Below are 23352 nucleotides of genomic sequence, written 5' to 3'. Positions count from 1 at the left end.
TTTTCTGCATTGAAAATACGTCGCACCTTTCTTGACCGGACCGGGCAGTCGGGCATGATCCCGCCTCCGCCATTCCCGACGATCAAGGAGTCCCCGCCATGCGCGCCTTCCTCGCCGCTGCCCTCACCCTGCCCTTCGCCGTGGCCGTCTCCGCCGCGCCACCGGAACAGGCACTCGCCCCCCTCGCCTTCGAGCAGATCGCACCCGCCGGCACCAAGATGCCGCGCTTCAAGGTCGATGCCGCCTGGCCGGCCATGCCAGAGGATTTGCTGCTGGGTCAGGTCAGCGGCGTCGCGGTCGGCCCGGACGATTCGGTCTGGGTCGTGCATCGGCCGCACAGCCTGACCGCGACCGACACCGGCCTTGCCGAATCGCCCGCCACCGCCGTCTGCTGCAAGCCCGCCCCGCCGGTGGTGCGCTTCGCCCAGGATGGCCGCTATCTGGGCGGCTGGGGCGGCGCCGACAGCGCCCCCACGGTCGACGGCGTCAATCAATGGCCCGCCAGCCTGCACGGCATCTTCGTCGACAAGGCCGGCAGCGTCTGGTTCGGCGGCAATGGCAAGGGCGACCATGTCGTCATGAACTATACGCCCGAAGGCAAATATATCCGCAGCTTCGGCCGGCGCGACAAGACCGGTGGCAATGATGCGACCGACCGGCTCGGCAACCCGTCCGACGTCAATCACAGCGACGGCATGGTGCTGATTTCCGACGGCTATGTGAACCGCCGCGTGATCGGCTTCGACGACCGGACCAACAACTACAAGGGCCGCTGGGGCGCCTATGGCAAGCCGCCGAGCGGCCCGGTGCTGCAGGGCACGTTCGACCAGAGCCATGCCGTCGATCCCAGCCGGGTCGCCGATCCCAAGGCCGCCATCTTCAACAGCATCGTCCATTGCGTGGTGCCAACGAATGACGGCCACCTCTATGTCTGCGACCGCAACAATAACCGCGCACAACTGTTCAAGCGGGAGAAGGATGGCGGCCTGACCTTCGTGCGCGACCTGGCGATCGCGCCGGAAACCGGCGGCACCCACACCGTCACCGACATCGCCTTCTCGCCCGATCCGGAACAGACCTATCTCTATGTCGCCGACATGATGAACGGCCGCATCTGGGTGCTGGAGCGCAAGACCCACACCGTGCTTGGCGCCTTCGGCCGGATCGGGCGACAGGCGGGGCAATTCACCTGGCTGCACAGCATTGATACCGACAGCGCCGGTAATATCTATGCGACCGAAGTGAATACCGGCCGCCGCGTGCAGAAGCTGGTCTTCACCGGCATCGAATGAAGGGAATCCTCGCAACGTGGCGACCGAACTCTACGACCTGACCGTCCCCGCCTTCCTGCGTGGCCTGCGCGTCCTCTCCACCCTGCTCGACAAGGGCGCCGCCTTTGCCGCCGAACAGGGGATCGATCCCGCCACGCTGACCGGCGCCCGCCTGATCGAGGATATGCGCCCGTTGACCGCGCAGGTGCAGCTTGCCACCGACAGCGCCAAGGGCGCGGTCATCCGCATCGGCGAGCTGGAGCCCTTCCCCCTGCCCGACACGGAGGAGACGTTCGCCGACCTGCAGGATCGCATCGCCCGCACCATCGCCTTCCTGGAATCGGTGCCGCGCGACAGGATCGACGGGCGCGAGGAGGCGACCGTCATCCTCAAGACTTCGCGCGGCGAATTTTCCTCCACCGGGCGCAGCCATGTGCTCACCTTCTCGCTGCCCAATTTCTATTTCCACCTGACGACCGCCTATGCCCTGCTGCGCCAGGCCGGCGTGCCGCTGGGCAAGCTGGATTATCTGGGCGGGCTGTAATCAGCCCGCGACCAGCCGGACATAGGCGCTGGAGACCCAGCCGCTGACGCAGGGACCGGCATAGGCCTGCTTGCGGTCGACCGGTTCGCGCACGCCGCAATCGGTCGGCGCCGCGCTTTCGGTCACTGGCGGCGGGATCACCACGCCCAGCCATTTCTGGTCGATGCTGCGGGTGCAGACATGCACCCGTGCGCCTTCGGCCAGCTGCGCCAGCACCTTCGCCTCGGCAAAGGGGGCGGACCGGACGCTCAATCCCTGCGGGCCGACACGGGTCGCCTGTCCCATCGCGCCGCAGGCGTCGAGCCGAGGGCCATCCTCGCCGATCGTCACCGGCCGGGCCAGGGTCGCCTCGATCCGGGTTTCGGGCATCGCCTCGCGCGGGGCGCCGGCCAGCGAGCTGTTGGGCAATTCGTCGGCCACTTCGCTGCTGCGCGAGCAGGCGGAAAGCAGCATCAGGGCAAGGATCGGGACGACACGCATGAGCGCCTGATAAACCGCCCCAAAGCCGGGTGGAAGACGCCATGTTTCGCTTTAGTTTCGAGGCGCCATTCCCTATATGCTGGGTATGAGCGACGAACAGCAGAACAGCCCCAACAGCAATGAATATGGCGCCGACAGCATCAAGGTGCTGAAAGGCCTCGACGCCGTGCGCAAGCGGCCCGGCATGTATATCGGCGACACCGACGACGGGTCGGGCCTGCACCATATGGTGTTCGAGGTCAGCGACAATGCGATCGACGAGGCGCTGGCCGGCCATTGCGACCGGATCGTCATCACGCTCAACCCCGACAACAGCGTCAGCGTCGAGGATAATGGCCGCGGCATCCCGACCGGCATCCACAAGGAAGAAGGCGTGTCGGCGGCCGAGGTCATCATGACCCAGCTGCACGCGGGCGGCAAGTTCGAGAACACGTCGGACGACAATGCCTATAAGGTGTCGGGCGGTCTGCACGGCGTGGGCGTATCGGTGGTGAATGCCCTGTCCGAATGGCTGGACCTCAACATCTGGCGCGACGGCAAGGAACATTGGATGCGCTTCGCCTATGGCGATGCCACCGCGCCGCTCAAGATCATCGGCGATGCGCCCGAGGGCAAGAAGGGCACGCGCGTGACCTTCCTCGCCTCGACCGAGAAGGTGCCGGGCGATGGCGGCACGTTCAAGAACCAGACCGAATATGATTTCGACAAGCTGGAGCATCGCTATCGCGAACTGGCTTTCCTCAACAGCGGCGTGCGCCTGTTCCTGGTCGATGCGCGCCATGAGGAGAAGAAGGAAGTCGAGCTTTATTATGAGGGCGGCATCGCGGCCTTCGTCAAATATCTCGACCGCAACAAGAATGCGCTGATGCCCGATCCGATCGCGATCGCCGGCACCCGCGACGACGTGACCATCGACGTCGCGCTGGAGTGGAACGACTCTTATTACGAGAATGTCCTCTGCTTCACCAACAACATCCCGCAGCGCGATGGCGGCACGCACTTGGCTGCCTTCCGCGCGGCACTGACCCGGACCCTCAACAGCTATGCCGAAAAGACGGGCCTGCTGAAGAAGGAGAAGGTGAGCCTCACCGGCGAAGATATGCGCGAAGGCCTGACCGCGATCGTCTCGGTCAAGCTGCCCGATCCCAAATTCAGCTCGCAGACCAAGGACAAGCTGGTCAGCTCCGAAGTGCGCCAGCCGCTCGAAAGCCTGATGGCCGACAAGATGGCCGAGTGGCTGGAAGAGAATCCCGGCCACGGCAAGATGATCGTCCAGAAGGTGATCGACGCCGCCGCTGCCCGTGAAGCGGCCAAGCGTGCGCGCGAACTGACCCGCCGCAAGGGGGCGATGGACATCGCCTCGCTGCCCGGCAAGCTGGCCGACTGTCAGGAACGCGACCCCGCCAAGTCCGAACTCTTCCTGGTCGAGGGTGACTCGGCCGGTGGTTCGGCCAAGCAGGGGCGCAACCGCCATAATCAGGCGATCCTGCCGCTCAAGGGCAAGATCCTGAACGTCGAGCGCGCACGCTTCGACAAGATGCTCTCGTCCAAGGAAGTCGGCACGCTGATCCAGGCGATGGGCACGGGCATTCGCGACGATTTCAACCTGGACAAGCTGCGCTACCACAAGATCGTCATCATGACCGACGCCGACGTCGACGGCGCGCATATCCGCACGCTGCTGCTGACCTTCTTCTATCGCCAGATGCCGCAGATCATCGAGGCGGGCCATCTCTTCATCGCCCAGCCGCCGCTCTACAAGGCGAGCCGCGGCCGGTCCGAAGTCTATCTGAAGGACGAAGCCGCGCTGGAGCAATATCTGGTCGACAATGGCGTCGACACGATGGCGCTGGAAACCACCGGCGGCGCCCGCACCGGCGACGATTTACGCAGCCTGATCGACCATGCCCGCCGCATGCGCGCGGTGATGCGCTATGTGCCGCGTCGCTACGACCCGGCGATCATCGAGGCGCTGGGCCTGACCGGCGCGCTCGATCCCGAACTGTCCGAAGCACAACTGGCCGAACGGCTGGCAACCGCCGTCGCGTGGATCGCGTCGCATGATCCCGAGGGCAAGTGGACCGGCCGTATCGCCGAAGGCGGCGGCTTCCATTTCGAACGGCTGTGGCGCGGCGTGACCGACCATCATGTCATCGAACATGGCTTCCTGGGTTCGGCCGAGGCGCGCAAGCTGCACGGCACCGCCAGCGAAGAGGCGGAAAGCTATGCCAAGGGCAGCCGCCTGGTTTCGGCCAAGGCCGTCGCCGCGCAGGATGAACTGGGCGAGGACGAACTGCCCGCCGTCACGGGCAAGGGCGTCAACATCTCGCGGCCGAGCGAATTGCTGGAAGCGATCCTGACTGCCGGCCGCAAGGGCCTGTCGATCCAGCGCTACAAGGGTCTGGGCGAAATGAACGCGGAACAGCTGTGGGAAACCACGCTGGACCCGGACAATCGCTCGATGCTGCGCGTCGAGGTGGAACAGGCCGACGTCGCCGACGAAATCTTCACCAAGCTGATGGGCGACGTGGTCGAACCGCGCCGCGAATTCATCCAGGACAATGCGCTGAACGTCGCCAATTTGGACGTTTGATCTTTCTTTCTCCCTCGTCATCCCAGCGCAGGCTGGGATCTCTTTTCTTTTTGGGACGAAGGAAAAAAGGGATGCCAGCCTTCGCTGGCATGACGTTGGGTGAGAAATGAATAACGTCGTATTGCCACGCTGCAGCTGGGTAGGGCCGGACTCGCTCTACCGGGATTATCACGATGCGGAATGGGGCGTGCCCCAGCATGATTCGCGCATGCTGTGGGAAATGCTGATGCTGGAGGGGTTCCAGGCCGGGCTCAGCTGGATCACCATCTTGCGCAAGCGCGAGGGGTTTCGCGCCGCCTTTGCCAGCTTCGATCCGGACAAGGTCGCCGCCTTCGGTCCCGACGATGTCGAACGGCTGATGGCCGATCCCGGCATCGTCCGCGCCCGCGCCAAGATCGAGGCGACGATCAGGGGCGCGCAGATATATTGCTCAATGCGCGACGCCGGCGAGGATTTCGCTGCCTATGTCTGGTCCTTCGCGCCCGGCGGGCCGATCATCGGCGACGGCCAGACCTTCCCGACCCAGACGCCGCTGTCGGAGGCGATCTCCAAGGATCTCAAGAAACGCGGCTTCAAATTCGTCGGGCCGACCATCGTTTATGCCTGGATGCAGGCGATCGGCATGGTCGACGATCATGCCGCCCATTGTTTCCGGCGGGCCGGCGCGTGAAAATGACGGCGATGGTGACAGGGCTATTGGCCCTCACCGCCTGCTCGGGTGATCCGGTGCCGCCGAACAGGGTCGACAATCGCGCCGACAATGCGATCGCCAACGCCGCCCCGGCGCTCAACCAGACGATCGTTGCCAATGAGAGTGCCGTGCCCGAACCGGCCCCTGCCCCGGCTGCGCAACCGGCACCCGCCGCTGTTTCCCGTGAAACACCGCCTCCCCCGCCTCCCCCTGAGGAATATCGCGCGATCGGCACCGAGCCTTTCTGGGCGGTGACCGTTACCGGATCGGTCGCGACCTTGCAGCGGCCCGATCATCGCCCGCTGCGCTATCCCGTCGCCCGCACCGACGATCCCCGTGCCATCCGCTTCATGGGCGACGGCTTTGCGATGACCGTCACCGAAGGGCCGTGCAGCAACGGGATGAGCGACGCCATCTGGTCCGACCGGGTGCAGCTTTCCTTCGGCGAAGGCGTGCTGAAGGGCTGCGGCGGCATCAAGGACGGCGGCGAATAGGCGGGATCGCCGCCATCGCTCGTCTAACCCGGCAAATAGGGAGCATGTGACGATGAGCGACCAGCCCAAAGCCGATGTTGCGCGGCGCAACTTTCTCCTGACCGCCGGAATCGCGCTCGCCGCGACCGGCACGACTGTCTCCGCGCAACTTTCCGTGCAGCCGCCAGTGCCGCCGAGCGGGCCGAAGAAGAAGCTGGGCATGGTGCTGTTCGACGGGTTCGAACTGCTCGACGTGTTCGGCCCGCTGGAAATGTTCGGCATGCTGAAAGACCGGGTCGAGATTGTCATGATCGCCGACAAGGCCGGACCGGTGCGCAGCGGCGCCGGGCCGCAGACGATCGCCGATCATGGCTTTGCCGATGCCCCCAAACTCGACATCGTGATGATCCCCGGCGGCCTTGGCACCCGGCGGGAGGTGAACAACCCCGATTTCCTCGCCGCCGTCCGCACGCTGGCGCAGGATACGCCGCAGGTCGCCACGATCTGCACGGGCTCCGGCCTGCTGGCGAAGACCGGGCTGATCGACGGAGTGAAGGCGACCAGCAACAAGATGGCCTGGGCCTGGGCGACGGCGCAGGGGGCCAAGGTCGCCTGGATTCCCCATGCGCGCTGGGTGGAGGATGGCAAATATATCTCCTCCTCCGGCATTTCGGCGGGGACCGACATGGCGCTGGGCCTGATCGCCAAGCTCTATGGCAAGGAGATGGCCCGCTGGGTCGCCAACCGGACCGAATATCGCTGGCAGGAGGATGCCGGCGACGATCCCTTTGCCAAGCTGAACGGGTTGCCGGGGTAAGCCATCTTACATTCCGTTCGGGCTGAGCGAAGTCGAAGCCCATCACTGAGCGGAGCGAAGTGCCCTCCCTCCGGTCGGGCGAGCCCTTCGACTTCGCTCAGGGCGAACGGTGTTGGGACGGTCGCCCCCCTCAATCCGCGCGCATGGCCTCCGCCACCAGCGCCTCCGCCTCGATCAGCAGCGCATCCTCGGCATCGCGCTGCGCCACCTGTTCGCGGCCGATCAGGATCAGCAGCGGCACGGCGAGCGGGCTGACCCGGTCGAGCGGCACATGCAGCATGGTCGACGCCGCCCGGTCGATCAGGTCGCCCAGCCGCCCGACATCGGTCATCCGTGCGCGGGCGTCCGCCCAGGCGGCCTTGAGCAGCAGATGATCGGGCTGATATTTGCGCAGCACGTCATAGATGAGGTCGGTGGAGAAGGTGACCTGCCGCCCAGTCTTGCGCTTGCCGGGATGCTGGCGCTCAATCAGGCCGGAAATCACGGCGACATCGCGGAACGCGCGCTTCAACAGGCTCGACTGCTCGACCCATTCGACAAATTCATGGTCGAGGATGTCGGCGGAAAACAGGCTCTGCGGATCGGTCACGGGCTTGAGGCCATAGACGGCCAGCGCATAATCGTTCGACACGAAGCCCAGCGGCATCAGCCCTTGGCTCTCCATCCGCCGGGTCAGCAACATGCCGAGCGACTGGTGCGCATTCCAGCCCTCGAAACTGTAGCAGACCATATAATGGCGCCCCTCGTGCGGGAAGCCCTCGACCAGCAATTGCCCCGGCTGCGGCAGGGCAGAGCGGGTGCGCTGCACCTCCAGCCATTCGCGCACATCGTCGGGGAAACGGTGCCAGGCGTCGGGTTCGGCCAGGAAATGGCGTACCCGGTCGGCCAGCCGGGTCGACATCGCCATGCGGGTGCCGCCCCAGCTGGGGATGCGCGCACTCTTGGCTGTCGCGCGGACGATCAGGTCGCTGGTGTCCATCCGCACCACCTCCAGGGCCATGCCGGAGAAGAAGAAGCTGTCCCCCGGCCGCAGGGTGGCGGCGAACCCCTCCTCCACCGTGCCGAGCTTGCGCCCATTGGCGAAGCGCACCGCGAGCGCGGGCTGATCGACGATGATGCCGGCATTCATCCGGTGCTGCTGGATGAACTTGGGGTGCGACACCCGCCATGTGCCGTCGGGCTCGCGCACCAGCCGCTTGAACCGGTCATAGGCGCGCAGCGCATAGCCGCCGCCTTCGATGAAATGCAGCACATGGGCAAAGCCCTCGTCGGTCAGCGCGCTATAGGGGGTGGCGGATCGGATTTCGGCCAGCAATTCCTCCTCGCGGAACGGCCCGGCACAGGCGATCGCCATCACATGCTGGGCCAGCACGTCGAGCGCGCCGGGGCGGAAATCATCGGCGTCCCGCTCGCCCGCCTCGACCGCGTCCAGTGCCGCCCGCGCCTCCAGATATTCGAAGCGGTTGCCGGGGATCAATATCGCCTCCGACGCCATGTCGAGCCGGTGATTGGCGCGGCCGATGCGCTGGAGCAGGCGCGAGCTGCCCTTGGGCGCGCCCATCTGGATCACGCAATCGACATTGCCCCAATCGACGCCGAGGTCGAGGCTGGCGGTCGCCACCAGCGCGCGCAGCTTGCCCGCCGCCATCGCCGTCTCGACCTTGCGCCGCGCCTCGATCGACAGGCTGCCATGATGGATGGCGATCGGCAGGTTCGCGTCATTGACCGACCACAGCTCCTGGAAGATCAGCTCAGCCAGGCCGCGCGTGTTGCAGAAGACGAGCGTGGTCTGCCGCGCCGCGATCTCCGCCATCACCTGGCGCGCGGCATATTTGCCTGAATGGCCCGACCAGGGCACCCGCCCCTCCGGGATCAGGATGGTGACGTCGGGCTCCGCCCCCGCCTCCCCCAGCACCGGCGTCACCGCATCGATATCGCCATCGGGCGCCAGCCAGGCGCGATAGGCATCGACATCGGCCACGGTCGCCGACAGCGCCACCCGGCGCAGGTCCGGGTTGATCGCCTGCAACCGCGCCATCGACAGGTTGAGCAGGTCGCCGCGCTTCTGCGTGGCAAAGGCATGGACCTCATCGACGATGACGGTGCGCAGATGCTCGAACAGCAGCGCCGCGTCGGGATAGCTCAGCAGCAGCGACAGGGATTCGGGCGTGGTCAGCAGGATGTGCGGCGGCCGCACCCGCTGCCGCGCCTTGCGGTCGGACGGGGTGTCGCCGGTGCGCGTTTCCACCCGGATGGGTAGCCCCATCTCCTCGATCGGCGTCAGCAGGTTGCGCCGCACATCGACCGCCAGCGCCTTCAAGGGCGAGACATAAAGGGTGTGCAGCCCGTCGGCGGGATTGGCGATCAGATCGGCGAGCGTCGGCAGGAAGCCGGCCAGCGTCTTCCCCGCCCCGGTCGGCGCGACCAGCAGCGCATGCTCCCCCCGCTGCGCCGCCGCCAGCATGTCACTCTGATGCCGCCGCACCCGCCAGCCGCGCGATGCGAACCAGTCGGTGAGGATGGAGGGAAGAACCGGCGGCATTGGGGGAGATGTAGGGGCTGTGGCGGATGGGGGGAAGTGGCGCATGCGTCCAATCGCGCACCGGACATCAGGCACCGGGCACCGGGCATCGGGGGAAACCCCAATAGCCAATATGGCCGCCCCGACTAGGCTTCGTTCCATCACGTCCATCGCGAACGAGGATAGCAGCATGTCGACCCGCAAGAGCCCGCCCGAACTCAATCGCTATGTCCTGCCGATCCCGGAGCGCGTGCCGCCGCACGACACGCCGATGAACGCCAAGGAGGCGCAGAGCCCGCCGGCCAAGGAGTTTCTGCGCCCGCCGGCCGGCGCCCCCAACGTGCTGATCGTGCTGATCGACGATATGGGTTTTGGCGCCAGCAGCGCCTTTGGCGGCCCCTGCCTCATGCCGACGGCCGAACGAGTCGGGAAGGAGGGCATCCGCTTCACCCGTTTTCACACCACCGCGCTCTGCTCGCCCTCGCGCCAGGCGCTGCTGTGCGGGCGCAATCATCATACGGTGAACATGGGCGGCGTCACCGAAGTGGCGACCGCCATGCCCGGCAATACCGGCCTGCGCCCGGATACCTGCGCGACCGTCGCCCAGATCCTCAAATATAATGGCTACAGCACCGGCGCCTTTGGCAAGATGCACCAGACGCCGACCTGGGAAACCAGCCCGTCCGGTCCGTTCGACCATTGGCCGATCGGCGACGGGTTCGAGAAATTCTATGGCTTCCTGGGCGGCGACACCAATCAATATGCCCCGCCACTGGTCGATGGCGTGACGCCGATCGAACCGCCCAAGACCATCGAGGAAGGCTATCACCTGACCGAGGATCTGGTCGATCAGGTGCTCAACTGGACCGGATCGCTCCAGACCTTCACCCCGGACAAGCCCTGGTTCGCCTATCTCTCCTTCGGCGCCACCCACGCGCCGCACCATGTGCCCAAGGAATGGGTCGACAAGTATAAGGGCAAGTTCGACCATGGCTATAACAAGCAGCAGGAGATCACCTTCGCAAAGCAGAAGGAACTGGGCGTCATCCCCAAGGATGCGGAATTGACCGCGCCGACCGAATGGCTGCCCGAATGGGACGAACTGACCGACGATGATCGCAAGGTTTCCTGCCGCCTGGCCGAAACCTATGCCGCCTTCGCCACCCATACCGACCATCATGTCGGCCGCCTGCTCGACACGCTGGAGGCACGCGGCGTGCTGGAAGACACGCTGGTCATCTATATCCTGGGCGACAATGGCGCGTCCGCGGAGGCGGGGCCTTACGGCACCTTCAACGAACTGGCCTACCAGAACAGCATCGGCATGACGACGGCGGACATCCTGCCGCGACTCGACGAGATTGGCGGGCCCAATTCCTTCAACCACATGCCCTCGGGCTGGGCCCATGCGATGAACGCCCCCTATCAGTGGAGCAAGATCGTCGCGTCCCACTGGGGCGGCACCCGCGTCGGCATGACGATGCGCTGGCCCGAGAAGATCAAGGCCAAGGGCGAACTGCGCCACCAGTTCCACCATCTGATCGACGTCGCGCCGACCATCCTGGAACTGGCCGGGGTGCCCGAACCCGATTTCGTCAACGGCATCCAGCAAAAGCCGCTGGAAGGCGTCAGCATGGCCTATCTGTTCGACGAGGCCGAGGCGGAGGACCGGCACACGACCCAATATTTCGAGATCGGCTGCAATCGCGGCATCTATCATGACGGCTGGACTGCCATGACGATGCACCGCCTGCCCTGGCCCGACAAGCGCGAGACGGTGGGCGAGATCGAGGATGACATATGGGAACTCTATGGCCCCGACGACTGGACCCAGGCGCATAATATTGCCGACCAGAATCCCGACATGCTGCGCAAGTTGCAGGACCGCTTCCTGATCGAGGCGGCCAAATATAATGTCCTGCCGCTCGACCCGCGCCAGCGCGAACGCTTCGACGCCCGCGTCGCCGGCCGGCCGGACCTGCTCAACGGCCGCACCTCCATGACCTTCCTGCCGGGAATGACCCGGATGAACGAGAATACGGTCCCGAACGTCAAGAACACCAATTTCACCGTCACCGCGAAGGTGGAGCTGGGCGCGGAGCCGGCCAATGGCGCAATCATCGCCCAGGGCGGCAAGTTTGGCGGCTGGAGCTTCTACATGAAGGACGGCGTGCTAGCCTATGCCCATAACTGGGTGGGGCTGGAAACCTTCATCGTGCGCGCGGACGAGCCGCTGGGCAAGGGCAGCCACGACCTGCTGCTCGACTTCGCCTATGATGGCGGCGGCGCCGGCAAGGGCGGCACGGTGACCTTCACGGCGAACGGCAAGGCGATCGGCACGGGGCACATCGAAAAAACCGTGCCGGCCATCTTCTCCTTCGACGACTTCATGGACATCGGCCACGACAATGGCGAGCCGGTGGTGGAAGATTATGGCCCGACCGGCGGCACCTTCACCGGCGCGATCGAAATGGTCCGGATCGACCTCAACGGCGAATCCCACCATGACCATGATCTGTCGCTGAAAGCGAAATACGCCAAGCAATAAGGGGCGATGCCGGCGCACGGGGACATGCGGCCCCGTGCGCCGGTGCCTTGGCGGACCGAGATTCCGTCAATCTCGTTCGAAACAATCATACCCCGCCAAGAAAGATTATATCACTCTCCGCTGGCCCCCTGCCCCGCTCCTGCGTTACACTCCCGCCATCCATGAGCGGCACAGCAGAGGCCGCCAGATGCAGGAGAATGACATGACCGGCGAAACCCCGCCCCCCGTCACCGAAGCCGATCTGACCGGCGTCGAGCCGCCCCATAATCGCCGCCGCCCCAAGGCCCCGATCCTGGAGATTGACGGCCGCAAGCTGAAGCCCGCGACCCTGATGATGGGCCATGGCTATGACCCGACCCTGTCGGAAGGATCGCTGAAACCGCCGATCTTCCTCACCTCCACCTTCGCCTTCGAGAGCGCGGCCGCAGGCAAGCGCCATTTCGAGGGGGTGACCGGCATCCGGCCCGGCGGCGCCGAGGGCCTCGTCTATTCGCGCTTCAACGGCCCCAATCAGGAGATTGCCGAAGACCGGCTGTCGGTGTGGGAGGAAGCGGAGGACGCCTTGCTCTTTTCCAGCGGCATGTCGGCGATCGCCACCACCCTGCTCGCGCTGGTGCAGCCGGGCGACGTCATCGTCCATTCCGCCCCCCTCTATGCCGCGACCGAATCGCTGATCGGCCGGATTCTCGGCCGATTCGGGGTGCAGTGGCTCGATTTCCCCGCCGGCGCGACCGAGGAAGAAATTGGCGCGGTGATCGAGAAGGCCAAGGGGCTGGGCCGCGTCGCCATGCTCTATCTGGAAAGCCCGGCCAATCCGACCAATGTGCTGGTCGATCTGGAGGCGGTGGTCGCGCGCCGCGATGCGCTGTTCGCCGGCGAGGATCATGTCCCGCCGATCGCGATCGACAATACCTTCCTGGGGCCGTTGTGGCACCGGCCGATCAACCATGGCGCCGACCTCGTCATCTACAGCCTGACCAAATATGCCGGCGGGCATAGCGATCTGGTCGCGGGCGGTGTGCTGGGGTCCAACGCGTTGATCAACAGCATTCGCCTGATGCGCAACACGATCGGCACGATCCTCGACCCGCACAGCGCCTGGATGCTGTTGCGCAGCCTAGAGACGCTGGAATTGCGGATGAGCCGCGCCGGCGAGAATGCGGAGAAGGTCTGCACCTGGCTGAAGGACCAGCCGCAGGTGGAGAAGGTCGTCTATCTCGGCTTCCCCGAGACCGAGCGGCAGGCCGACATTTATCGCCGCCACTGCACCGGCGCCGGCTCCACCTTCTCGCTCTATCTGAAAGGTGGCGAGGCGGAGGCCTTCGCCTTCATTGACGCGCTCAAGATCGCCAAGCTGGCGGTGAGTCTGGGCGGCACCGAGACGCTGGCCAGCCATCCCGCCGCGATGACCCATTTGTCGGTGCCGGCCGAGCGCAAGAAGGCGCTGGCGATCGGCGACAATATGGTGCGCATCTCGATCGGCTGCGAGGATGCCGACGATCTGATCGCCGACTTCGCGCAGGCGCTGAAGGCGATAGGATAATGGCCCATCTGCGCCCGGTCATCCTGATCGCCCAGCCCCATCTGGCACCGCTGCTGCCGATCCTGGCGATGCAATATGACGTCATGGGGCTATGGGAGGAGGCCGGGCGCGCCCGCCTTGCCGAGGCGGAGATACTCGTCACCGCCGGTGAGTTCCGGCTCGATCCCGCCATGCTGGCGGCGATGGACCGGCTGCGGCTGATCGCCTGTTTCACCGTCGGCTATGATGGGGTGGATCTCGACTGGGCGCGGGCGAACGACATCGCCGTCAGCCATGCGGGCGACGCCAATGCGGAGGATGTCGCCGACCATGCGATCGGCCTGATCCTCGCCCATCGGCGCCAGATCGTCAGCGGCGACCGGGCGTTGCGCGCGGGCGAATGGCTGCCCGGCGGCAAGACCATCACCCGATCGATCGCCGGCGCCCGGCTGGGCATCGTCGGCATGGGCAGCATCGGCATCGGCGTCGCCACCCGCGCCGATGCGCTGCGCATGGCGACCCGCTGGTGGGGGCCGCGCGACAAGCCCGGCCTCGCCTGGCCGCGCAGCGACAGCCTGGCGGCGCTGGCGGCGCTGGCGGCCGAGAGCGACATATTGGTCGTCGCGGCGCGGGCGACGGACGAGAATCGCGGCATGATCTCCGCCGCGATTCTCGATGCGCTCGGCCCCGACGGCCTGCTGGTCAATGTCGCCCGCGGGCAGCTGGTGGACGAGGATGCGCTGATCGACGCCCTGCGCGCCGGCCGGCTGGGCGGCGCGGCGCTCGACGTCTATGCGCAGGAACCGACCGATCCGGCGCGCTGGGCCGATGTGCCAAACTGCATCCTCACCCCCCACACCGGCGGCGCAACCGACGCAGCCGTAGCGCAGATGGCGCAGATGCTGCTCGCCAATATCCGCGCCTTCGTGGCGGAAGAACCGCTGCCCAATCGCGTGCTCTGAACCAAGCCGCAACGCCACGCGTTGAGCGCCGACACGGCCGACCGGGCCGGACGGGAGAGCGACAGGGATGGCCAGCGGGGCAAAACGATGGGTGGCGCGTGGGCTGGTCGGCCTGATCCTGCTTTGTGCGATCCTGCTGCTGGTCCTCGCCGCCTTTCCCTGGGGCTGGATGAAAGGCCCGATCGAGCGCCGCCTGTCCGACCGCATCGGCAAGCCGGTGACGATCGGCGCGATGGCGCGGGCGGACAGCCTGTCCTTCCACCCCGTCGTCACCCTGCGCGACCTGCGCGTGCCGCAACCCGGATGGGTCAGGCCCACTTTGCCCGACCTGGCCCGGATCGGCGAGATCCGCGCCGGCTTTTCCGTCTGGGGCCTGCTGACCGGCGGGCCAGTGCTGGAGCGGCTGGAAGCGCGGCGCGCTCGGCTCCATTTCTATCGCGACGCGCAGGGCCGCGAAAATTGGAGCGGTGAGCGCAGCAAGGGCAGTGACCGGCGCGGCGGCCGTCCGGCGCTGCGCAGCCTGATCGTTACCGACAGCCGCATCGCCTATCGCGATGACAAGCGTGGGCGATCGGTCGATGCCGCGCTGACCGTCGATCCGCGCGGCCTGCGCCTGTCGGGCAGCGGCGATGTGCGCGGCCATCGCGTGACCGTCACCGCGACCGGCGGCCCGATCCTCGACAGCCGGCCGGGCCAGCGCTGGCCGTTCGACGCGGCGATCAGCGGCGATGCGGTCGGCTTCACCCTGAAAGGCACGATGGATGGCCCGCTCGACATCGGTCATCTGCGCGGCGAGGCGACCGCCCATGGCACCGACCTTGCCCTGCTCGACGCGATCATCGAGGCCGGCCTGCCCGGCACTCAGCCGGTCAGGCTGACCGCGCGGGTCACGCGCGACCGGCCGGACTGGATCGTCGAGGGGCTGAGAGGCACGATCGGCCGGTCCGACATTGCCGGCCATGCCACCATCCGCAAGCGCGATGGCCGCACCCGGATCGACGGCGCGCTCAGCGCCGACCGCTTCGATTTCGACGATCTGGCGAGCAATGCCGGCAAGGCGAAGGCGGCGGCCAAGCGCGCGCAGCTCGGACCGCGCCTGATCCCCGATACGGCGATCGACCTTGCCACCGTCGATCGCACCGACGGCAAGCTGGACCTCCAGGTCCGGCAATTGCTGTGGCCCGGCCCCAGCCCATTCCGGTCGCTCACTGGCACGATCAGCCTGGAACGCAGCCGGCTGTCGGTCGAACCACTGACGCTGGGCCTCACACGCGGCACGCTGTCCGGCCGGATCGGCGTCGACCAGCGCGATGGGGGGCCTCTTCTGGATATCGCCATGGCGATGCGCGGCGCACGGCTGCTCGATTTCTTCCCCGACGCCCGGATCGACGGCGCGCTGGTCGGCCGGGTCGCGGTCAAGGGACGGGGCAGAACCATCCGTCAGGCACTGGGCACGTCGACCGGCACGATCGCGCTGGTCGCGCGCGACGGCCGTATCCCGGACCGCACCGCCGCGCTGATGGGGCAGGATGTCGGCCGCGGGCTGACCCTGTCGAAGCGGAAGGAGGCCGTCCTGCGCTGCATCATCACCCGGCTGGATGTGCGCGACGGTATCGCCCGGCCGGGTCCGGTGCTGATCGACACGTCCCGCGCCCAGACCCATGCCACGGGCACGATACGCCTGTCGGACGAACGGTTGGCCCTCGCACTGAGCGGCGTGCCCAAGCAGGACAGCCTGTTGCGGCTGAAGGGCAGCGTGCCGGTCGGCGGCACGATCAAGACGCCCGATATTCAGCTGCCCAGGGACGCCCGATCGGCCAAGGGCATAATCCGGATGATCGGCGATGCGATCGGCGGCGAGAAGCAGCCGACCGTGGGCGACGCCGATTGCGACGCGCTCGCCCGCACAGCGATGCGGTGAATCCTAGCTCCAGTCCACCCGCGTCCAGCCGCGCTCGGCCGCCATCTTGGCGAGCGGCGGGTGCGGGTTGGACGCGAAGGCCTCGTCGGCGAATTCCAGCATCGGCGCGTCCGACACATGGTCGGAATAGGCGCGGATATGCGCCTGGCTGCGGTCGATCGCCTCGGCCGCCATCCACGCCTTGATCATCCGCAGCTTGCCGGTGTCGTAGCAATTCTCGCCGGAAATCTTGGCGCGGACATAGGGCAGATCCTGCCCGACATGGTCGGTCGCGATCACCGTATCGAAGCCCAGCCGCCGCGCGATCGCCTCGACATAGAGGCGGTAGGAGGCGGTGGCGAGCACCAGCCGATAACCGGCCGCGCGATCCTTGGCGATCTGCTCCAGCGCGCCGGCGCGGACATTCTTCGCCATCACCTTGTCGGCATAGCTTTCGATATGCGGCTGCAACTTCGCCCGGTCGGCGCGGCCGCCGATCATCAGCCACTGGTTGGTTTCCTTGAGCGTCTGGCGGCTGATCAGCTTCACCACATAGGCCATCATGACGAAGGGAATGAGCGGCAGGAAGATCAATCGCCAGGGCGCCATATGGGCGGCCACATGGATGAGAAAGCCGGTATAGGTGCCCGAAAAGGTCACCGTGCGGTCCATGTCGTAAATCGCCAACCTGTATGTCATGCCGTGTCCGAAACTTTTATCCCTGCCCGTCGTTCTGTCTGGCGGATGGGCCGTTTCGGCTTGCCGCGCAACCGATAATGGACCACTAATCCCTCCACATGAACAAAGCCGCTGATCTCGTTGAGGAAAGCCGCGACGACGGCGGCAAGGTCATACGCCTGTCCGGCACCTGGTCGATCGCCTGTCTGCACGACATGCCGAACCGGCTGGATGCCATTTCCGGCCCCATCGCCTGCATCGACGTCGCCGATATCGACCATATGGACACGATCGGCGCCTGGACCATCCATCGCACCGCCAAGCGGCTGGAGACGGAAGTGTCCGGCGGCAGCACGGACTGCAAGCGACTGATCGGCGCGGTCGGCAAGATCGACGAGCCGGTCGATATCCGCCCGACCTATGTCTCCCCCTTCAACCGGGTATTGGGCCAGATCGGCGAGGCGGTGATCAATTCCGTCAACACGCTGGTCGGCCTGCTCGGCTTCTTCGGCGGCGTGCTGGTTACGGTCTGGGGCCTGATCCGTCACCCCAGCCGCTTCCGCATCAACGCCGTGGTCCAGCGGTTCGAGGTTGTCGGCGTATCGGCGCTGGGCATCATCGGCCTGATGAGCTTCCTGATCGGCATCGTCATCGCCCAGCAGGGCGCGGTCCAGTTGCGCCAGTTCGGCATGGAGATGCTCACCATCAACCTGGTCGGCCGCCTCACCTTCCGCGAATTGGGCGTGCTGATGACCGCGATCATGGTGGCCGGCCGGTCCGGCTCGGCCTTTGCGGCCCAGCTCGGCACGATGAAGCTGACCGAGGAGGTCGACGCGATGCGCACCATCGGCGTGTCGCCGATGGAGGCGCTGGTGCTGCCCCGCACCCTGGCGGTGGTCGTGATGATGCCGCTGCTCGGCTTCTATTCCTCGATCATCGCGATCATCGGCGGCGGCTTCCTGTGCGCCGTCTCGCTCGACATCCCGCCGATCACCTTCGTCCAGCGCCTGCGCGAAGTGGTGCCGATCCACGATCTGTGGGTGGGCCTGATCAAGGCGCCCGTCTTCGGCCTGATCATCGGCATAAGCGGCTGTTTCCAAGGCATGCAGGTCAAGGCCAATGCCGAGGAAGTCGGCCTGCGCACCACGGCGGCCGTGGTCCAGGCGATCTTCCTGGTGATCGTGCTCGACGCCTTCTTCGCCGTCTTCTTCACCTGGGTGGGCTGGAACTGATGACCACCGATGAACGCCAGGCCAAGGAAGAGCGGATCGAACGCGCGGTCGCGTCCGACGATATCGCCATTTCGGTGCGCGGCCTGAAAAACAGCTTCGGCGACCAGACCGTCCACGAAAATCTCGACCTCGACGTGCGCAAGGGCGAGATATTGGGCGTGGTCGGCGGATCGGGCACCGGCAAGTCGGTGCTGATGCGATCGATCATCGGGCTTCAGGTGCCCGATGAGGGCGAAGTCCATGTCTTTGGCGAGGATATGGTCGGCCGCCTGGACGACGACGAGGCACTGGCGATCCGCAAGCGCTGGGGCGTGCTGTTCCAGGGCGGCGCGCTCTTCTCGACCCTCACCGTGGCCGAGAATGTCGAAGTGCCGATCCGCGAATATTATCCCAATATCGGCCCGGTGCTGCGCGACGAGATCGCCGCCTACAAGATCCGCATGACCGGCCTGCCGGCCGAAGCCGGCCCCAAATATCCGGCCGAACTGTCGGGCGGCATGAAGAAGCGCGCCGGTCTGGCCCGCGCCCTGGCGCTGGACCCGGACCTGCTGTTCCTCGACGAGCCGACCGCCGGCCTCGACCCGATCGGCGCAGCCGCGTTCGACGACCAGACGCGCAAGTTGCAGGAGACGCTGGGCCTCACCGTCTTCCTCATCACCCATGATCTCGACACCCTCTATTCGATCTGCGACCGTGTCGCAGTGCTGGCCGACAAGAAGGTGATCGCGGTCGGGACGATCGACGAATTGCTGGCGCTCGATCACCCCTGGATCCAGGAATATTTCAACGGTCCGCGTGGCCGCGCCGCAACCGCGGCGGTCACGCGCGAACGCGGCAAGGCCGCTGCCGAAAAACAAGCGGACGGAAGGCAATAGGATATGGAAACCCGGTCCAATCATGTGCTGGTCGGCGCGGTCACGCTGCTGCTGCTGGCCGCCATCATGGCGGCGGCCTTCTGGTTCTCGCGCCTGTCGCAGGGCGACAACAAGGAATATGACATCTTCTTCAAGCAGTCGGTGAACGGCCTCGCCAAGGGATCGGGCGTCAATTATTCCGGCGTCCCTTCCGGCCAGGTCGAGAAGATCGAACTGTGGAAACGTGATCCCAGCTTCGTGAAGGTCCGCATTTCGGTGAAGGACGGCACCCCGGTGCTGCAGGGCACGACCGCGACCATCGCTGGCGTGGGCTTCACCGGCGTCAGCGAGATCGTGCTGGACGGCGCGGTCAAGGGCGCGCCGCCGATCCTCTGCCCGGCCGAGAATATCACTTCGGCCTGCCCCGACGGCGTGCCGGTGATCCCGACCAAGCCGGGTGCGCTGGGCGAACTGCTCAACAATGCGCCGCAGCTGCTGGAGCGGCTGTCGACCCTGACCGAGAAGCTCACCGAGCTGCTCAATGACAAGAATCAGCAGTCGATCGCCGGCATCCTCGCCAATCTCGACCGGGTGACCGGATCGCTGGCCGATCGCAGCCCGGAAATCGCCGCGACCCTCGCCGAAGCGCGCATCGCGGTGCAGCGCACCGGCGTTGCCGCACAGCAGATTGGCGAGCTGGCCGCGACCACCAATGGCCTGATCAATGACGAAGGCCGCCCGCTGATGGCCGACCTACGCAAGAGCGTCGCTTCCGCCAGCCGCAGCATCGACACGCTCGACAAGACGATCGCCGAAGCGCAGCCCGGCGTGCATGCCTTCAGCAACCAGACCATGCCGGAAGTGAACCGCCTGGTTCGCGACCTGCGTGAAATGTCGCGCGCCTTCCGCGGCGTCGCCGAAAAACTCGACCAGCAGGGCGCGGGCTCGATCGTCGGATCGCCCCAGCTGCCCGACTATAAGCCATGAAAGGGAGCCGGATGATGGTCCACAAGAAACTGGGTGGCGCATCGCTGGCGCTGGCCGCTGCAATCGCCCTGTCCGGCTGCGTCTCGATCGGCAGCAAGCCGCCGCAGCAGTTGCTGACGCTCGACGCCGCGCACAAGGTGCCGACCGGCGCGCAGAGCAATGCCGGCAGTGGCCGCAGCCTGATCATCGTCGATCCCGAAGCCGCGCGCGTCATCGACACGGTGCGCGTGCCGGTGCAGGTGACACCGACCTCGGTCGCCTATGTCACCAAGGTGCAATGGGCCGAAACGCCCCGCCATCTGTTCCGCCGCCTGCTGGCCGAAACCGTGTCGGCAACCACCGACCGGATCGTGCTCGATCCCGGCCAGTTTTCCGGTGACGGCGGCCAGCGCCTGAGCGGCGAGCTGATCAGCTTCACCATCGACCAGGCCAGCAACAATGCGGTCGTCACCTTCGACGCGGCACTGATGACCCCGGCCGGCGTCGCGATCGCCCGCCAGCGCTTCACCGCCAGCGCGCCGGTCGGCGGCAAGATCGACGCCAGCAGCGTCGGCGCGCCGCTCAACAGCGCCGCCAACAAGGTGGCTACTGATGTCGCCGCTTGGGTCGCCGCGCAAAAGGACTGATGGCCCGGCCGGGGTTTGAACGCCCCGGCCGCCGCCTTTCCCTTATCCCTCCAGGCTCTTGCTCGCCTGCTCGGTCACATCCTTGGACAGGCCGGGCTCGTTCAGGATGCGCTGCAGTTCCGCCCGCATCTGTGCGGCGCGGCCTTCATCGAACCGCTTCCAGCGACCGAGCGGCGGCACCAGCCGGGCGGCGGTCTGCGGATTGAGCTTGTCGAGCGCGATGATGCAGTCGGCGACCAGCCGATAGCCCTTGCCCGACTTGTGGTGGAACGCCCACTGGTTGCCGGCAAAGGCGCCGTAGAGCGACCGCACCCGGTTCGGGTTATTGAGCGTGAACGCCTTGTGCTGGCCCAGCTCTGCAACCAGTTCCACCGTATCGGGATGGAAGGCGAAGGCCTGGGTCTGGAACCATTTGTCCAGGGTCAGCGCATCGTCGCTGTAGCGATTATAGAAGATGTCGAGCGCCGCCTCCCGTTCCGGGCTGGTGCCACTTGCCAGCGTCGCCAGCGCCGACTGGCGCTCGGTCATGTTGTCGGCGTCGCTATACTGGGCATAGGCGATCGCCGGGCCATCCTCCGCGCCCGAGGCGACCAGATAGAGCAGCGCGACATTGCGCAGCTTGCGCGCGCCCTTGGCGGCCGGAGAGACCGCAAAGCCGTTCGCCTTGGTTCTGGCATGAATATCGCGCCACAGCGGCTCCAGGTCGGCCCCCAGGCGCGTCTGAAGGGCATCGCGGGCGGCATGGATCGCGTCCGGGTCCACCTGCTTCATCTGGTCGCCCAGATAGGCTTCGCTTGGCAGGCGCACAGCCTCCGCGACGAAAGCCGGATCGAGCAGCGGATCGGTGATGGTGTTGCGCACCGCGTCGACCACCGCGCTCACATCGACGCTCTGGCCCGCCACCTGGCCGACCAGCACATTCACCATCAGCTGCTGCATCGCCTCATAGCGGGCGAAGGGATCATCATCATGCGCCGACAGGAAGGCCAGGTCCGCCTGGCTGCGGTTGGTCTCGACGATCACCGGCGCGGAAAAGCCGCGGTTGATCGACAGGATCGGCAGGCTGGCGAAATTGTCGAACGTGAAACGCTGCTGCGCCTCCGTCAGCATCAGCAGCTCATCACCATGATGGTTGCCGGTCGCCGGATCATAGAGCGCGACGCGCAGCGGGATCGCCATCGGCCGCTTGTCGGGCTGGCCCGGCGTCGGCGGCACGCTCTGTTCCAGCAACAGCTCGGCGGTGCGGCTGACCGGATCATGGCTCAGCAGCGCGCGGACATGGGGCGTGCCCGCCTGCTCATACCAGCGGCGGAACTGGCCAAGGTCGATCTCGCCGCCCTCCTCCATCGCGCGGACGAAATCCTCGCAGGTCGCCGCCTCGCCATCGTGCCGGTCGAAATAGAGGTCGGTGCCAGCGCGGAAGCGCTCGGCCCCCAGCATCAGCGCCATCATGCGGATCAGCTCGGCGCCCTTGTTATAGATGGTCGCCGTATAGAAGTTGCTGATTTCCATATAGGATTCTGGCCGGACCGGATGCGCCAGGGGCCCCGAATCCTCCTGGAACTGGGCCGCGCGCAGGATGCGCACATCCTCGATCCGCTTGACCGCATGGCTGCCCATGTCGGCCGAGAAATTCTGGTCGCGAAAGACGGTGAAGCCTTCCTTCAGCGACAGCTGGAACCAGTCGCGACAGGTGACGCGATTGCCCGACCAATTGTGGAAATATTCGTGGGCCACCACGCCCTCGACACCATCATAGTCGATGTCGGTCGCGGTCTCGGGATCGGCGAGAATATAGCGCGAATTGAAGATGTTGAGGCCTTTGTTCTCCATCGCGCCGAAATTGAAATCGGCCACCGCGACGATGTTGAACACGTCCAGATCATATTCGCGGCCATAGACGCGCTCGTCCCAAGCCATGCTGTTCTTGAGCGCCTGCATCGCATGATCGGTGCGCGGCAGATCGGCCTCGCGCACCCAGATGCCCAGCGCCACCTCGCGCCCGCTCATCGTTACGAAACGGTCGGCGTTGCAGGCAAGGTCGCCGGCGACCAGCGCGAAGAGATAGCAAGGCTTGGGGAAAGGATCATTCCACAGCGCCCAGTGGCGGCCGTCCTCCAGATCGCCTTGCTCGACCGGATCGCCATTGGCGAGCAGGATCGGGTAGCGCGCCTTGTCGGCGGTCAGCTTCACGCTATAGCGCGACAGGATATCCGGCCGGTCGGGGAAGAAGGTGATGCGGCGGAAGCCCTCCGCCTCGCACTGGGTGCAGAGCAGCCCGCCACTGGCATAAAGGCCCATCAGCTTGCTGTTGCTCTCGGGCGCCAGCTCGACCAGCACCGCCACCTTGTGCGTCGCGCCGCCGAGCGGGACGACCAGCGCGCCGGCCTCCAGCATCCATTCCGTTTCGTTGAGGGTGCGGCCGTCGACTTTCACCGCCAGCGGCACCAGTTCGTCGCCGTCGAGCCGCAGAGGCCGATCATGGTCGCCATTGCGCGCCACCGACATGTCGGACCAGACCCGCGTCCGCGCGGCATCCAGGTCGAAGTCGAGGGCGATGTCGGGGACCAGCCAGTCGGGCACGCGATAATCGGCGCGGCGGATGATGGCGGGAGCGGCGGCTTGGGTGGATTGGATATCGGCCATGGCACCA

Annotated in this window: 18 protein-coding genes; 14 read left to right on the top strand and 4 right to left on the bottom strand. The window is 66.1% G+C overall.

Translation table 11 applies throughout. The features are described from left to right. Positions 1-98 precede the first annotated feature (98 nt). A complete protein-coding gene (locus AC13EK_RS05030) occupies positions 99-1292 on the top strand; it encodes an NHL repeat-containing protein (protein ID WP_069338921.1) in 1194 nt (397 codons plus the stop codon). A gap of 16 nt (positions 1293-1308) precedes the next feature. Continuing rightward, complete coding sequence (locus AC13EK_RS05025; protein ID WP_004209140.1) at positions 1309-1815, top strand: DUF1993 domain-containing protein; 507 nt, start codon at positions 1309-1311, stop codon at positions 1813-1815. Here AC13EK_RS05025 and AC13EK_RS05020 read toward each other — a convergent pair whose 3' ends face one another. Next, positions 1816-2295, bottom strand: a complete 480-nt coding sequence (locus AC13EK_RS05020) for a hypothetical protein (RefSeq protein ID WP_069338922.1) — start codon at positions 2293-2295, stop codon at positions 1816-1818. An 85-nt stretch (positions 2296-2380) separates the two neighbouring features. Here AC13EK_RS05020 and gyrB point away from each other — a divergent pair, with 85 nt between their 5' ends. The 4 genes from gyrB to AC13EK_RS05000 all read left to right on the top strand — a co-directional run bounded on the left by gyrB (position 2381) and on the right by AC13EK_RS05000 (position 6869). Then, complete coding sequence (gyrB, locus tag AC13EK_RS05015; RefSeq protein WP_069338923.1) at positions 2381-4888, top strand: DNA topoisomerase (ATP-hydrolyzing) subunit B; 2508 nt, start codon at positions 2381-2383, stop codon at positions 4886-4888. 106 nt (positions 4889-4994) lie between these two features. Then, positions 4995-5558 (top strand): DNA-3-methyladenine glycosylase I, encoded by a 564-nt coding sequence (locus AC13EK_RS05010; RefSeq protein WP_069338924.1) that lies wholly within the window; start codon positions 4995-4997, stop codon positions 5556-5558. Continuing rightward, a complete protein-coding gene (locus tag AC13EK_RS05005; protein WP_069338925.1) occupies positions 5534-6073 on the top strand; it encodes a membrane-like protein in 540 nt (179 codons plus the stop codon). Before AC13EK_RS05010 ends, AC13EK_RS05005 begins: the two co-directional genes overlap by 25 nt. 52 nt (positions 6074-6125) lie before the next feature. Next, entirely contained in the window at positions 6126-6869 is a 744-nt protein-coding gene (locus AC13EK_RS05000; RefSeq protein ID WP_069338926.1) for a DJ-1/PfpI family protein, read from the top strand. A gap of 130 nt (positions 6870-6999) precedes the next feature. On the opposite strand, the gene AC13EK_RS04995 is transcribed toward AC13EK_RS05000, so the two are convergent. After that, a complete protein-coding gene (locus AC13EK_RS04995) occupies positions 7000-9411 on the bottom strand; it encodes a ligase-associated DNA damage response DEXH box helicase (protein WP_277788252.1) in 2412 nt (803 codons plus the stop codon). Between the two features lie 169 nt (positions 9412-9580). On the opposite strand from AC13EK_RS04995, the gene AC13EK_RS04990 reads away from it, so the two are divergent. From AC13EK_RS04990 to AC13EK_RS04975, 4 genes are all read left to right on the top strand, one after another. Next, positions 9581-11938 (top strand): arylsulfatase, encoded by a 2358-nt coding sequence (locus AC13EK_RS04990; RefSeq protein WP_069338932.1) that lies wholly within the window; start codon positions 9581-9583, stop codon positions 11936-11938. Positions 11939-12140: 202 nt separating this feature from the next. Then, positions 12141-13481 carry a cystathionine gamma-synthase family protein gene (locus AC13EK_RS04985; RefSeq protein ID WP_483022065.1) on the top strand — a complete coding sequence of 447 codons (1341 nt, stop codon included), beginning with the start codon at positions 12141-12143 and terminating at the stop codon, positions 13479-13481. Beyond that, positions 13481-14422, top strand: a complete 942-nt coding sequence (locus tag AC13EK_RS04980; protein ID WP_069338934.1) for a 2-hydroxyacid dehydrogenase — start codon at positions 13481-13483, stop codon at positions 14420-14422. Before AC13EK_RS04985 ends, AC13EK_RS04980 begins: the two co-directional genes overlap by 1 nt. Before the next feature lie 67 nt (positions 14423-14489). After that, a complete protein-coding gene (locus AC13EK_RS04975) occupies positions 14490-16343 on the top strand; it encodes an AsmA family protein (RefSeq protein ID WP_170828795.1) in 1854 nt (617 codons plus the stop codon). Between the two features lie 3 nt (positions 16344-16346). Here AC13EK_RS04975 and AC13EK_RS04970 read toward each other — a convergent pair whose 3' ends face one another. Then, entirely contained in the window at positions 16347-17021 is a 675-nt protein-coding gene (locus AC13EK_RS04970) for an HAD family hydrolase (protein ID WP_277788253.1), read from the bottom strand. A gap of 98 nt (positions 17022-17119) precedes the next feature. Here AC13EK_RS04970 and AC13EK_RS04965 point away from each other — a divergent pair, with 98 nt between their 5' ends. The 4 genes from AC13EK_RS04965 to AC13EK_RS04950 are packed head-to-tail and all read left to right on the top strand — an operon-like array spanning position 17120 to position 20699. Beyond that, a complete protein-coding gene (locus tag AC13EK_RS04965; protein ID WP_069338936.1) occupies positions 17120-18232 on the top strand; it encodes an MlaE family ABC transporter permease in 1113 nt (370 codons plus the stop codon). Continuing rightward, the gene (locus AC13EK_RS04960; RefSeq protein ID WP_004209157.1) at positions 18232-19107 is read left to right on the top strand and encodes an ABC transporter ATP-binding protein; all 876 of its coding nucleotides are present in this window, start codon (positions 18232-18234) and stop codon (positions 19105-19107) included. Before AC13EK_RS04965 ends, AC13EK_RS04960 begins: the two co-directional genes overlap by 1 nt. Positions 19108-19110: 3 nt before the next feature. Beyond that, positions 19111-20073 carry an MlaD family protein gene (locus AC13EK_RS04955; RefSeq protein ID WP_004209158.1) on the top strand — a complete coding sequence of 321 codons (963 nt, stop codon included), beginning with the start codon at positions 19111-19113 and terminating at the stop codon, positions 20071-20073. An 11-nt stretch (positions 20074-20084) separates the two neighbouring features. Continuing rightward, positions 20085-20699: an ABC-type transport auxiliary lipoprotein family protein gene (locus tag AC13EK_RS04950; RefSeq protein WP_170828796.1), complete on the top strand. Its 615-nt coding sequence runs from the start codon at positions 20085-20087 to the stop codon at positions 20697-20699. Between the two features lie 42 nt (positions 20700-20741). Here the strand turns inward: AC13EK_RS04950 and pepN are convergent, their stop codons facing one another. Continuing rightward, complete coding sequence (gene pepN / locus AC13EK_RS04945; protein ID WP_069338937.1) at positions 20742-23345, bottom strand: aminopeptidase N; 2604 nt, start codon at positions 23343-23345, stop codon at positions 20742-20744. Between the last annotated feature and the right edge of the window lie 7 nt (positions 23346-23352).

This window comes from Sphingobium sp. L-44 (genome assembly GCF_056859495.1).
This window is presented reverse-complemented; position numbering and strand designations above follow the sequence as displayed.